Source organism: Lysinibacillus louembei (assembly GCF_033880585.1).
Classification (GTDB): Bacteria; Bacillota; Bacilli; order Bacillales_A; family Planococcaceae; genus Metasolibacillus; species Metasolibacillus louembei.
The window spans coordinates 940,452-954,072 of record NZ_CP137624.1 but is presented as its reverse complement, the minus strand read 5'-3'; the positions used below and the strand labels follow the sequence as shown (position 1 = coordinate 954,072).

The window sequence follows — 13,621 nt, the reverse complement described above, 5'->3', positions numbered from 1 at the left end:
TGATGGATGAGCGTTTAAAAAAGCTAGAGCAGCAATATAAAGATGTACCGATACCTAAAAATCTTGATTTGATAGTAGAAACAAGCTTGAAGCAACGACCAAAAAGACGTGCCCCAAAATGGATTTTAGGCGCAGTTGCTGCAACAGCTATATTTACTGCTGGTTTAAATATTAATCCAGCAATGGCGAAAAACTTAATAGGTGTACCATTGCTAGGTGATGTAGTAAGTGTCCTCACATTTGTCAGCTATGAGGTGGAAGAGGACACATATTCAGCAAATATCGCTGTTCCAAAAATTGCTGGAAAATCAGAAGAAATAGCCGCATTAAATGAAAAATATGCAGCAGAAGGCAAGGCATTATTTGAGCAATTTGAAAAAGACGTTGACTGGATGAATTCAAATGAAGGTGGCCATTTAGGTGTAGATAGTGGCTATATCGTTGCAACAGATACAGAGCAAATTTTATCAATCGGTCGCTATGTAGTAGAAATGGTCGGGTCTTCATCGACTGTTATGAAATATGATACGATTGATAAGCAAAAGGAAATTGTTATTACATTACCAAGCTTATTTAAAGACGATGCTTATGTAGAGAAGATTAGCACTTATATCGCAGACCAAATGCGACAAGAAATGAAAGCGACAAATCAAGATAAAATGTACTGGGTAAGCGGTGCAGGTCTTGAGGATGAAAGCTTAGTGGACCTCTTTACAAAAATTAAAGCAGATCAAAACTTCTATATTACAGAGCAAGGTAAGCTTGTTATTGTTTTTGATAAATATGAAGTGGCACCTGGTTATATGGGTGTTGTAGAATTTGAAATACCGACAGATGTACTGCAAGACACACTTGTAAGCAACGAATATATTCATTAACAAATAAGAGAAGCTATCCAAATTTAGATAGCTTCTCTTATTTACATTAAAAAACCGCTACATAATAGTAGCGGTTGGAATTTTAAAAATATGGCGGAGGAAGAGGGATTCGAACCCCCGCGCGGTGTAACCCGCCTGTCGGTTTTCAAGACCGATCCCTTCAGCCGGACTTGGGTATTCCTCCATATAGATGTCTTATCGACAAGAATTAGAATATCATGTATTGAAATCATGGTCAAGTATTTTTTGAAGAAATTATTTGATTTAGTAGTATACATTAAATTCCTATGTGTAATCCGTTGCTTTTTCTACTTTATATGAGTATACTTATAAATGCCGTGCTAGATGGGGAGGTAGCGGTGCCCTGTAACTTGCAATCCGCTCTAGCAAGATTGAATTCCTTTTCTGAGGCTGTCCGTATTGTTTGGTCTGCCTTTTGCACGTAGTGTTGACGGTTGGGTCCTGCGCAATGGGTACCCATGAACTATGTCAGGTCCGGAAGGAAGCAGCATTAAGTGGTTTCACTCATGTGCCGCGGGGTAGCCTAACCTGAGCTGTCGACAAGAGTAACGCTTATGTGCGGCTGTCGAAGGAAGGTGCACGGCATTAAATTGCCAATTATAGCGCATCCATCTCATTATGATGGGTGCGCTTTTTTTAAAGAAAAAATTATATAATTAGTGCTATACTATAGCTAATGAATTCAAACAAAGGAGAGGAAACCGTTGACGTATCAAGCATTTTATCGTGTCTATCGCCCTCAGTCTTTTCGGGAAATGTCAGGGCAGGTACATATAAAAAGAACGCTACAAAATGCCCTCCTCGCAAATAAAACAACGCATGCGTATCTTTTTTCGGGTCCGCGTGGTACAGGGAAAACGAGTACGGCTAGAATTTTTGCGAAAACTTTAAACTGTGAGCATGCCCCAACGAGTGAGCCATGTAATGAATGTGCTACGTGTAAAAGCATTACAGAAGGCTCCCACCCAGATATTATTGAATTCGATGCAGCCTCTAACTCACGCGTAGAAGAAATGCGCGATGTAATCGAAAAAGTTCATTTTACACCAGCAAATGCACGCTTTAAAGTTTATATTATTGACGAGGTACATATGCTATCGACAAGTGCCTTTAATGCGTTGCTCAAAACATTGGAGGAGCCACCAGCCCATGTCGTATTCGTTTTAGCAACGACAGAACCCCATAAGCTACCAGCCACAATTATTTCACGTTGTCAACGCTTTGATTTTAAACGTTTTTCTTCTATTGATATTTTAGAGCGTTTGAAAGTGGTCTTGGAGGATATTGACCTTCCATTTGAGGAACAAGCATTAAAAGTTATTACACAAGCAGCTGCTGGGGGGATGCGTGATGCATTAAGCTTGCTAGATCAAGTTGTCTCCTTTAGTAAGGATGTTGTGAAAGTTGAGGATGCGCTTTTTGTAACAGGCTCTGTAAGCCAAGACGTGTTTTACGAGCTGACACTTGCGATACAGCAAAAGGATGTAGCAAAAGTATTAGTTTTGTTAGAGCAGCTAGTTGCGGATGGAAAAGAGCCGCTACGCTTAACAGAGGATCTTATTACCTTTTTCCGCGACCTGTTACTACTACAGACAGGCGGAGATTTAAGCGAGCTGCTAGAGCTTGTTACAATGGAGGATAAGTTCATTCAATTAGCGCAGCAGTTTTCAGCAGATACGCTGTATGGTTTTATTGATACATTGTCACAAACACAGCAAGAAATGCGCTTTTCGCATCATACGAAAATCTACTTAGAAACAGCTTTATTAAAAATAACGCAATTTACATCAAGCCCCGTAGCAACTGTAGGTGTTAATCCAGCTTTAGAGGAAAAGGTTGTCACATTAGAGAGACTTGTTCAACAGCTGACGGAGCAATTAGCAAATGGCAACCCCGTGCAACAGGAAAAGCAGGCACCTCGTCAAAGGGCGAAAACGCCGAATGGCTTCAAGCCGCAAACAGGCCGCATTTACGAAGTGCTGAAAGGCGCAACAAAGGAAGACATACAAAAAATCAAATCAGCTTGGGCGCAAGGCTTAAACCAAATGCAAAAATCACAGGCCGCACTTTTAGCAGAAGCAGAGCCCGTTGCAGCATCTTCTAGTGCTTTTGTGTTAAAATTCAAGTATGATATACATTGTCAAATGGTAGCTGAAAATCAATCTTTATTAACGATGTTTACGCAAACATTAGCAGCTCAAATTGGTACAGTGTATGAGGTGCTGTGTATTCCAGAAAGCTCGTGGCTTGAGCTACGAGAAAACTTTATTCGTGATAACGGTTTAAATACTAAAAGTAGCGAGCAGGTTCAGGAAGAGGCGCAACCATTTATTGATGATGCACAGCCAATAGCATCTCAGGACCCACTGATCGTGGAGGCTGAGGCATTATTCGGTAAAGATTTTGTTGAAGTTATCGAGGAATAAATTATTTTGATTAAATAGGAGGAATTTAATTATGCGTGGTATGGGCAATATGCAAGGTATGATGAAAAAAATGCAAAAAATGCAAAAGGAAATGATGGAGGCACAGGAGGCTTTAAATGCACAGCAATTTGAAGGCTCAGCAGGTGGCGGTGTTGTGAAAGTAATCATGAACGGTCAACGCGAAATGCTTGAAGTAAACCTTGATGAATCTGTAGTAGATCCTGAAGATATCGAAATGTTACAAGACTTAATCGTTGTGGCAACGAATGATGCATTGAAAAAAGTAGAAGAAACTACAAATTCAACAATGGGTAAATTCACACAAGGCTTAAACCTTCCATTCTAGGAGGTAGAATATGCACTATCCTGAACCAATTTCAAAGCTTATTGATAGCTTTATGAAACTGCCAGGCATTGGGCCGAAAACTGCGGCTCGTCTGGCATTTTTCGTGTTAACAATGAAGGAAGATACGGTTTTATCGTTTGCAAAAGCATTAGTTGATGCAAAGCGTAATTTAATGTACTGTTCCCAATGTGGTCATATAACGGATGTTGATCCATGCCACATCTGCGCAGATAAGCAACGTGACGTATCGATGATTTGTGTAGTACAAGATCCAAAAGATGTTATCGCAATGGAAAAAATGCGTGATTATAATGGAATGTATCACGTATTACATGGCGCAATCTCACCTATTGAAGGTGTTGGACCTGAGGATATTAATATTGCTTCTTTATTAACTAGGCTACATGATGAGCGTGTGCAAGAGCTCATTTTAGCAACAAACCCTACAATTGAAGGGGAAGCAACGGCGATGTACATTTCTCGCCTTGTCAAGCCCTCTGGTATTCGAACAACGAGAATCGCTCATGGTTTACCTGTAGGTGGCGACTTGGAGTATGCCGATGAAGTTACTTTATCTAAAGCGTTGGAAGGTAGACGCGAGCTGTAAGGTGTGTGAAGTATGTTTTTTTCTCGAAAAGGAAAATTGAAAAAAGAATTCGATGAAAAATTAGTAAGCCTTATGAAAGAAACAAAGGAAGATTGGCATAATTCGAAAGTGATCGAAGAGTTATCAGATGACTTCAACTTAGACATTGAGGCACAACGAAAAGCTGCTGAGAGTGTGCACTTCTTCTTATTTAAGGAAGCTAGAATTCGCCGAGTAAACCTCAAATAACATATAGCTGTCTGAAAATGGTGCTTCACATGTCATTATTCAGATGGCTATTTTTAATGTATGGTTAATATGTTGTAAATTTAGATGCATGCAATAGAAATAATCGCTACAACTTTTGCATATGTTCTGTAGAATACATTTGCAAGGAGTGATTAGTATTTATAAAATACTTGGCATTAGCATGATTTCGCTTTTCGTTCTATTCATCGTAAGTAAGCTGAATTGGACTATGATATTTGAAAAATTAGCGGTTATTTGGTTTAAGCTAGCTTTTGCAGTGATGATTTTGTTTGTTGCTCATTTATTGTTAGCGATGCAAGGTTATGTGCTACCAATTAATATTTTCTCAATAGCAACAGTGACGTTTTTAGGCATACCAGGCATACTATGCATAGCCTTCACAACTTTTTTATTAAATTTTTAAAAAAACTATTGCACAAAATTATTTATGATGATATTATAGGTAAAGTCGTTAAGGCGACGAGTTAACAAAGAAAAATATTGACTACAGTCTTAAAAGTATGATATATTTTAAAAGTTGCTAATTTGGTGTTGACAGTGATGAAGAGTAGTGTTAAACTATTAAAAGTCACTTACCAAATAGGTAAATGAATATGAACCTTGAAAACTGAACAAGCAAGACGTGAATGAATAAAACGTTTCATTTAATAGATGAAACACAATTTTGGACATCATTAAGATGCCAGCAATTTGAGCTTAACTCAAATTCTTTTTATGGAGAGTTTGATCCTGGCTCAGGACGAACGCTGGCGGCGTGCCTAATACATGCAAGTCGAGCGGGCGTTACTTTGGTGCTTGCACCGAAGTAACGCTAGCGGCGGACGGGTGAGTAACACGTGGGCAACCTACCTTGTAGATGGGGATAACTCCGGGAAACCGGTGCTAATACCGAATGATACTTTTGAACACATGTTTGAAAGTTGAAAGATGGTTCTGCTATCGCTACAGGATGGGCCCGCGGCGCATTAGCTAGTTGGTGAGGTAATGGCTCACCAAGGCGACGATGCGTAGCCGACCTGAGAGGGTGATCGGCCACACTGGGACTGAGACACGGCCCAGACTCCTACGGGAGGCAGCAGTAGGGAATCTTCCACAATGGGCGAAAGCCTGATGGAGCAACGCCGCGTGAGTGAAGAAGGTTTTCGGATCGTAAAACTCTGTTGTAAGGGAAGAACAAGTACAGTAGTAACTGGCTGTACCTTGACGGTACCTTATTAGAAAGCCACGGCTAACTACGTGCCAGCAGCCGCGGTAATACGTAGGTGGCAAGCGTTGTCCGGAATTATTGGGCGTAAAGCGCGCGCAGGCGGTTCTTTAAGTCTGATGTGAAAGCCCCCGGCTCAACCGGGGAGGGTCATTGGAAACTGGGGAACTTGAGTGCAGAAGAGGAAAGTGGAATTCCAAGTGTAGCGGTGAAATGCGTAGAGATTTGGAGGAACACCAGTGGCGAAGGCGACTTTCTGGTCTGTAACTGACGCTGAGGCGCGAAAGCGTGGGGAGCAAACAGGATTAGATACCCTGGTAGTCCACGCCGTAAACGATGAGTGCTAAGTGTTAGGGGGTTTCCGCCCCTTAGTGCTGCAGCTAACGCATTAAGCACTCCGCCTGGGGAGTACGGTCGCAAGACTGAAACTCAAAGGAATTGACGGGGGCCCGCACAAGCGGTGGAGCATGTGGTTTAATTCGAAGCAACGCGAAGAACCTTACCAGGTCTTGACATCCCGTTGACAACTATGGAGACATGGTTTTCCCTTCGGGGACAATGGTGACAGGTGGTGCATGGTTGTCGTCAGCTCGTGTCGTGAGATGTTGGGTTAAGTCCCGCAACGAGCGCAACCCTTGATCTTAGTTGCCATCATTTAGTTGGGCACTCTAAGGTGACTGCCGGTGATAAACCGGAGGAAGGTGGGGATGACGTCAAATCATCATGCCCCTTATGACCTGGGCTACACACGTGCTACAATGGACGGTACAAACGGTTGCCAACCCGCGAGGGGGAGCTAATCCGATAAAACCGTTCTCAGTTCGGATTGTAGGCTGCAACTCGCCTACATGAAGCCGGAATCGCTAGTAATCGCGGATCAGCATGCCGCGGTGAATACGTTCCCGGGCCTTGTACACACCGCCCGTCACACCACGAGAGTTTGTAACACCCGAAGTCGGTGAGGTAACCTTTTGGAGCCAGCCGCCGAAGGTGGGATAGATGATTGGGGTGAAGTCGTAACAAGGTAGCCGTATCGGAAGGTGCGGCTGGATCACCTCCTTTCTAAGGATATTTTCGGAATATCTCCTACGGGAGATACCATTCACGACTTGTACCTTTCGCTAACGCTGTTGGTACAGGAAATCTTGCTGTTCAGTTTTGAAGGTTCATCCTTTGATGAATACTTCAAACCATTGTTCTTTGAAAACTGGATAAAACGACATTGAAAGCAACAAGTTTAAAATAGATCAAGTAATTGATCGTGTAAGTTCTTAAATCTTATTTCTTTATTGAAATAAGTTGTAACTAACAAAAAAGTGGTACAACATCTTAGATGTTGGAAGCTGTAGGTTAAGTTATTAAGGGCGCACGGTGGATGCCTTGGCACTAGGAGTCGATGAAGGACGGCACTAACACCGATATGCCTCGGGGAGCTGTAAGTAAGCTTTGATCCGGGGATTTCCGAATGGGGAAACCCACTATGTTTAATGGCATAGTATCCTTACGTGAATTCATAGCGTATGGAAGACAGACGCAGGGAACTGAAACATCTAAGTACCTGCAGGAAGAGAAAGAAAATTCGATTCCCTGAGTAGCGGCGAGCGAAACGGGAAAAGCCCAAACCAAAGAGCTTGCTCTTTGGGGTTGTAGGACACTCTATACGGAGTTACAAAGGAATGAAGTAGATGAAGCGACTTGGAAAGGTCCGCCAGAGCAGGTAAAAGCCCTGTAATCGAAAGTTCATTCCCTCCAGAGTGGATCCTGAGTACGGCGGAACACGTGAAATTCCGTCGGAATCCGGGAGGACCATCTCCCAAGGCTAAATACTCCCTAGTGACCGATAGTGAACCAGTACCGTGAGGGAAAGGTGAAAAGCACCCCGGAAGGGGAGTGAAAGAGATCCTGAAACCGTGTGCCTACAAGTAGTTAGAGCCCGTTAATGGGTGATAGCGTGCCTTTTGTAGAATGAACCGGCGAGTTACGATAACGTGCAAGGTTAAGCTGAGAAAGCGGAGCCGCAGCGAAAGCGAGTCTGAATAGGGCGAGTGAGTACGTTGTCGTAGACCCGAAACCAGGTGATCTACCCATGGCCAGGGTGAAGGTAAGGTAACACTTACTGGAGGCCCGAACCCACGCACGTTGAAAAGTGCGGGGATGAGCTGTGGGTAGCGGAGAAATTCCAATCGAACCTGGAGATAGCTGGTTCTCTCCGAAATAGCTTTAGGGCTAGCCTCGTGATAGAGAATACCGGAGGTAGAGCACTGTTTGGACTAGGGGGGCATCTCGCTTTACCGAATTCAGACAAACTCCGAATGCCGGATATTTATGCACGGGAGTCAGACTGCGAGTGATAAGATCCGTAGTCAAGAGGGAAACAGCCCAGACCACCAGCTAAGGTCCCAAAGTAATCGTTAAGTGGAAAAGGATGTGGCGTTGCTTAGACAACCAGGATGTTGGCTTAGAAGCAGCCATCATTTAAAGAGTGCGTAATAGCTCACTGGTCGAGTGACACTGCGCCGAAAATGTATCGGGGCTAAACGATTCACCGAAGCTGTGGATTGACATCTACGATGTCAGTGGTAGGAGAGCGTTCTAAGTGCGTTGAAGTCAGACCGGAAGGACTGGTGGAGCGCTTAGAAGTGAGAATGCCGGTATGAGTAGCGAAAGACGGGTGAGAATCCCGTCCACCGTATGACTAAGGTTTCCTGAGGAAGGCTCGTCCGCTCAGGGTTAGTCGGGACCTAAGCCGAGGCCGATAGGCGTAGGCGATGGACAACAGGTTGATATTCCTGTACTACCTCCCCACCGTTTGAGTAATGGGGGGACGCAGGAGGGTAGGGTAAGCAGAGCGTTGGTTGTCTCTGTTCAAGCAGTAAGGCGTGTGTGTAGGCAAATCCGCACACTGATACGTTGAGCTGTGATGACGAGTCCGTATGGACGAAGTTCCTGATCTCACACTGCCAAGAAAAGCCTCTAACGAGGTGGGAGGTACCCGTACCGCAAACCGACACAGGTAGTCGAGGAGAGAATCCTAAGGTGTGCGAGAGAACTCTCGTTAAGGAACTCGGCAAAATGACCCCGTAACTTCGGGAGAAGGGGTGCTCTTGAGCGTGCAAGCGCATGAGAGCCGCAGTGAATAGGCCCAGGCGACTGTTTAGCAAAAACACAGGTCTCTGCAAAACCGTAAGGTGACGTATAGGGGCTGACGCCTGCCCGGTGCTGGAAGGTTAAGAGGAGTGGTTAGCGCAAGCGAAGCTATGAATTGAAGCCCCAGTAAACGGCGGCCGTAACTATAACGGTCCTAAGGTAGCGAAATTCCTTGTCGGGTAAGTTCCGACCCGCACGAAAGGCGTAACGATCTGGGCACTGTCTCAACGAGAGACTCGGTGAAATTATAGTACCTGTGAAGATGCAGGTTACCCGCGACAGGACGGAAAGACCCCGTGGAGCTTTACTGTAGCTTGATATTGAATTTTGGTACAACTTGTACAGGATAGGTAGGAGCCAGAGATCTCGGAGCGCTAGCTTCGAAGGAGGCGTCGGTGGGATACTACCCTGGTTGTATTGAAATTCTAACCCATGCCCCTTAGCGGGGCAGGAGACAGTGTCAGGCGGACAGTTTGACTGGGGCGGTCGCCTCCTAAAAGGTAACGGAGGCGCCCAAAGGTTCCCTCAGAATGGTTGGAAATCATTCGTAGAGTGTAAAGGCACAAGGGAGCTTGACTGCGAGACCTACAAGTCGAGCAGGGTCGAAAGACGGGCTTAGTGATCCGGTGGTTCCGCATGGAAGGGCCATCGCTCAACGGATAAAAGCTACCCCGGGGATAACAGGCTTATCTCCCCCAAGAGTCCACATCGACGGGGAGGTTTGGCACCTCGATGTCGGCTCATCGCATCCTGGGGCTGTAGTCGGTCCCAAGGGTTGGGCTGTTCGCCCATTAAAGCGGTACGCGAGCTGGGTTCAGAACGTCGTGAGACAGTTCGGTCCCTATCCGTCGTGGGCGTAGGAAATTTGAGAGGAGCTGTCCTTAGTACGAGAGGACCGGGATGGACATACCGCTGGTGTACCAGTTGTCGTGCCAACGGCATCGCTGGGTAGCTATGTATGGACGGGATAAGTGCTGAAAGCATCTAAGCATGAAGCCCCCCTCAAGATGAGATTTCCCATTACGCAAGTAAGTAAGATCCCTCAAAGACGATGAGGTAGATAGGTTCGAGGTGGAAGTGTGGCGACACATGGAGCTGACGAATACTAATCGATCGAGGACTTAACCACATTCTAAACTTGTTTCAATGACCGTTTATCCAGTTTTGAAAGAATAATTTCTTTCCAATTTAATACGGTGAAGTGATGATGGCAAAGAGGTCACACCCGTTCCCATACCGAACACGGAAGTTAAGCTCTTTAGCGCCAATGGTAGTTGGGGGTTTCCCCCTGTGAGAGTAGGACGTCGCTTCGCAACAATGAGACCACTGAATATTTAGTGGTTTTTTTGTGCATATAAAATCCCCCGCTAATTAAATTGGGCTAAATAAGTTGTTTTACGGGCGAGTTCAATGCATAATCGGGCGAATTTCTACCCAAAATAGGCGAGTTATTTTTGATAGCTCTCATAATACAAAATATGGTTGAAAAATCTTATGAGAGTAGAACGACGCTTCGTATAAGCGATACTATTTGCCGATAGAAGTATCAAAGTTACTGATAAAACATAGAAACTTGCTGATAGACTTTGCCATAAACACTAAATGTTCAAGCCCTCCACATTGTAAATTATGAAAAATAAGTTTGTTTTAAGGTAAAATAAATAATTTTTTTGCTCCAATATGCTATGTTGAGGGTGCCCCTGTGAGAATAGGACATCGCTTCGCAACAACAAGTTAATTGTATGGAAACACTTCTCACCTGATAAGATTGGATGAATCATATCTTTCGAGCGAGTATTCAACTGGATTCATGCTACTCCTAAACTCTTTTACTAATTCCTTATAAAAATTTCTTCCATAACTAATTCCAATTAGCTGCTTATTCGTCTTTAATTATAAGAAGGAGGGAATGAAGTGCGTGATACATATGAGCAACACTATGAAGCAATTTATCAATACATACTCTTTTTAACGACAAACCCAGCAATTGTCGATGATTTTGTTCAAGAAACATTTATTCGCTTTTATCATACGAAACAAGTGCAAAATGAAAAAGCACTACTGATTCGAATTGCTCGCAACCTAGTGTATGACCATTTTAGGCGTAAACGGCTATTAAAATGGCTGCCATTAACTAAAACAGATTATGAAGATGAGGCTCCTTTACCTGAAGATTTGTTATTACGTACACAAGAAGTACAGGAGCTGTATAAGGCATTAGCGAAAATCAAAATGAATTATCGAGAAGTGATTGTTCTTCGTTATATTGAAGAATTATCAGTAAAAGAGGTTGCCTACTATTTAGAGCTATCAGAAGTACAAGTGAAGAACTACACTGCACAGGGGTTAAAAGCGCTACGAAGCATAATGGGGAGGGAAGAGGATGTTTGATTTTAAACAATTAGCTGTGAAGCCAAACATAGAAAAGAAAGAACAGCAATATCGTTTACTGGAGCAACGACTACAAAAAAGGCGTACGCCGTTATTACCTATTGTGTTGCCCCCAATCATGGTGTTAATTGCATGTTTACTGTTTATTACAATTCCCTCTTCTAAGTCGTATGATAAAACAGCGTTTGAACCTGATACGATTGTTCAAATTTTAGGGACGTTAGGTGAAGGGAATCCAAGCTCTATTTATCGTTGGGATGTAAAAAATATAACAAGCCCTTCACTACGTGATAGCTTTGAACAAGCTTTACATGAAATGAAGCCAATTACACTATCTCAAACGCCTAATATTACATATACGGTTCAATTAACATATGAAAATGGGGTAGTGGAGCAATATTTTATTGAGTGGGCAGAAAATATACATGTAGGTGATAGAAATGGGCAATGGTATGTCGTAGAAAATCTCGATTTGTATAATGCGTTAACCGGGCCAATTTTCCCTCTTACAGACAGCAATAATTTGTTGATTTTGCTTATTATGATGTGTTTACTATGGGTACTTGAGAAGCGAATACGTCCACAAGGGCATAACGGCAAGAAGCTACCTTTGTATTCAACGAAATGGTCATATGCAATAGATGTAATAACTTTATTGATTATTGTTGCTCCTCTTTATCTTTTTAAAAACCCATTTGTGTTTAGCAGTTTTGCTGCTGCCATTATAGGTGGAGGGTTAAAGTTATGGCTGGAAGCCCGCTATGGAGGAGAAAGCTGGCGTTACAAAATTATTGTTTATCATATATGTTATATTCTAATAGGCTTTAGTTCTCTGTTAATAATGTAGCGTGTGAGGTCATTCCTCGCACGCTTTTCATGTATAATAGAAGCAGAATTATGAACGGAGTGAAAGAAAATGAAGCGAGAACGACCACTTGTGGAGGCTTTAGAGAAATTTATTAAGCAAGAACCGTATTCGTTACATGTCCCAGGCCATAAAAATGGGCACATTTCATATTTGCCAGCTGACATACAGCATGCTTTACGTTATGATGTGACCGAATTAACAGGGTTGGATGATTTCCATCAACCGGAGGAGGCTATTGCAGAGGCAGAGGAATTGCTACGTCAAACGTATGGTGCAGATCGAAGCTTCTTTTTAGTGAATGGCTCGACAATAGGTAATTTAGCAATGATTTATGCAGTTTGTCAAAAAGGGGATACGGTTCTTGTACAACGTAATGCACATAAATCCATTTTTCATGCACTAGAGCTTGTAGGGGTAAAACCTGTTTATGTAACTCCAGAATGGGATGAGCTTACTTGTAGCGCAACACATATACATGTAGACGTTGTGAAAGAGGCGTTACAGCATTTTCAAGATGTGAAGGCAGTTATTTTAACATCGCCTACATACTATGGAGTTGTTACAGAGCACTTAAAGCTTATTATTGATTTGTGTCATACATATCAAATTCCAGTATTAGTGGATGAGGCACATGGGGCACATTTTTGTGCGAGCACCAGCTTCCCTGTATCCGCTTTAACATTAGGGGCTGATGTTGTTGTACAATCAGCACATAAAACATTGCCAGCGATGACGATGGCTTCATTTTTACATGTGAAATCGAGCTTAGTTGAAATTGACAAAGTCAATCGATATTTGCGCATGCTACAATCAAGCAGCCCATCATATTTATTGCTAGCTTCATTAGATGATGCAAGACATTATGTAAGCACATATATTGAAGCAGATGCCCATTATTTAATGGAAAAGCGAGCTCAATGGATTGAATCGCTACGAGCAATTGATTATTTAACAGTGATTGAAGTAGATGACCCTTTAAAGCTATTATTACGCGTTTCAGGCTATACAGGCTTCCAATTGAAAGAAAAGCTAGAGAAAAACCATTTATATGTAGAGCTAGCAGATACAGAGCAAGTGCTAGCAATTTTGCCGCTTTTAAAAAGAGGGGAGACATATCCTTTTGCAGATATGCGTATACGTATAAAAGAGGCTGTGAAAGAACTACTAACAAAAGAAGGTGCAGCTTCACCAAAGTTAAGTACGCAGTTCAGCTTAACGAAAATTACAATTCCTGAATATAGTTTTCAGGAATTGGCGCAATTAGAGAAGGAATGGATACCTTATATGAATGCAATAGGACGTATAGCAGCGTCGATGATTATTCCTTATCCCCCAGGAATTCCGCTCTTTATACCAGGAGAGAAAATTACTGTGGCAAAATTAAGTCAGCTTGAGGAACTGCTAGCGATAGGTGCAGCATTTCAAGGAGATCATCAATTAAATAAAAAGCAAATTTATGTCATAAAGTAGCAGTTGGAGGAATA

9 protein-coding genes, 1 tRNA gene, 3 rRNA genes and 1 other RNA gene are annotated in these 13,621 nt (G+C 42.9%); 13 read left to right on the top strand and 1 reads right to left on the bottom strand.

Going from position 1 to position 13,621, the window contains the following annotated elements; all coding sequences use genetic code 11:
* The first annotated feature begins 2 nt into the window (after positions 1–2).
* Positions 3–878 carry an anti-sigma-V factor RsiV gene (locus R6U77_RS04655; RefSeq protein WP_293929284.1) on the top strand — a complete coding sequence of 292 codons (876 nt, stop codon included), beginning with the start codon at positions 3–5 and terminating at the stop codon, positions 876–878.
* Between the two features lie 91 nt (positions 879–969).
* Here R6U77_RS04655 and R6U77_RS04650 read toward each other — a convergent pair.
* A tRNA-Ser gene (locus R6U77_RS04650) sits at positions 970–1,062 on the bottom strand.
* 152 nt (positions 1,063–1,214) lie between these two features.
* Between R6U77_RS04650 and ffs the strand changes: the two genes are divergently transcribed.
* The 12 genes from ffs (at position 1,215) to R6U77_RS04590 (ending at position 13,607) form a co-directional block, all read left to right on the top strand.
* Positions 1,215–1,482: signal recognition particle sRNA large type (ffs, locus tag R6U77_RS04645), an RNA gene on the top strand.
* A 121-nt stretch (positions 1,483–1,603) separates the two neighbouring features.
* Complete coding sequence (gene dnaX, locus R6U77_RS04640) at positions 1,604–3,325, top strand: DNA polymerase III subunit gamma/tau (protein ID WP_319837614.1); 1,722 nt, start codon at positions 1,604–1,606, stop codon at positions 3,323–3,325.
* 31 nt (positions 3,326–3,356) lie between these two features.
* Positions 3,357–3,671: a YbaB/EbfC family nucleoid-associated protein gene (locus R6U77_RS04635; protein WP_293929270.1), complete on the top strand. Its 315-nt coding sequence runs from the start codon at positions 3,357–3,359 to the stop codon at positions 3,669–3,671.
* Between the two features lie 10 nt (positions 3,672–3,681).
* Positions 3,682–4,278 (top strand): recombination mediator RecR, encoded by a 597-nt coding sequence (gene recR, locus R6U77_RS04630; protein WP_319837613.1) that lies wholly within the window; start codon positions 3,682–3,684, stop codon positions 4,276–4,278.
* A 12-nt stretch (positions 4,279–4,290) separates the two neighbouring features.
* Positions 4,291–4,506 (top strand): YaaL family protein, encoded by a 216-nt coding sequence (locus R6U77_RS04625; protein ID WP_293929274.1) that lies wholly within the window; start codon positions 4,291–4,293, stop codon positions 4,504–4,506.
* 121 nt (positions 4,507–4,627) lie between these two features.
* Positions 4,628–4,930 (top strand): pro-sigmaK processing inhibitor BofA family protein, encoded by a 303-nt coding sequence (locus tag R6U77_RS04620; protein ID WP_319837612.1) that lies wholly within the window; start codon positions 4,628–4,630, stop codon positions 4,928–4,930.
* A gap of 308 nt (positions 4,931–5,238) precedes the next feature.
* A 16S ribosomal RNA gene (locus R6U77_RS04615) occupies positions 5,239–6,793 on the top strand.
* Positions 6,794–7,079: 286 nt separating this feature from the next.
* Positions 7,080–10,007: ribosomal RNA gene (locus tag R6U77_RS04610) — 23S ribosomal RNA — on the top strand.
* Between the two features lie 68 nt (positions 10,008–10,075).
* Positions 10,076–10,191 (top strand): 5S ribosomal RNA (gene rrf / locus R6U77_RS04605).
* The 16S, 23S and 5S rRNA genes sit together here, the layout of an rRNA operon.
* A 601-nt stretch (positions 10,192–10,792) precedes the next feature.
* Positions 10,793–11,269, top strand: coding sequence for an RNA polymerase sigma factor (locus R6U77_RS04600; protein WP_319837611.1), 477 nt, complete (start codon positions 10,793–10,795; stop codon positions 11,267–11,269).
* Entirely contained in the window at positions 11,262–12,116 is an 855-nt protein-coding gene (locus R6U77_RS04595) for a hypothetical protein (protein ID WP_319837610.1), read from the top strand. The genes R6U77_RS04600 and R6U77_RS04595 overlap by 8 nt, the downstream gene beginning before the upstream one ends.
* A 69-nt stretch (positions 12,117–12,185) precedes the next feature.
* Complete coding sequence (locus R6U77_RS04590) at positions 12,186–13,607, top strand: aminotransferase class I/II-fold pyridoxal phosphate-dependent enzyme (RefSeq protein WP_319837609.1); 1,422 nt, start codon at positions 12,186–12,188, stop codon at positions 13,605–13,607.
* Positions 13,608–13,621: the final 14 nt, after the last annotated feature.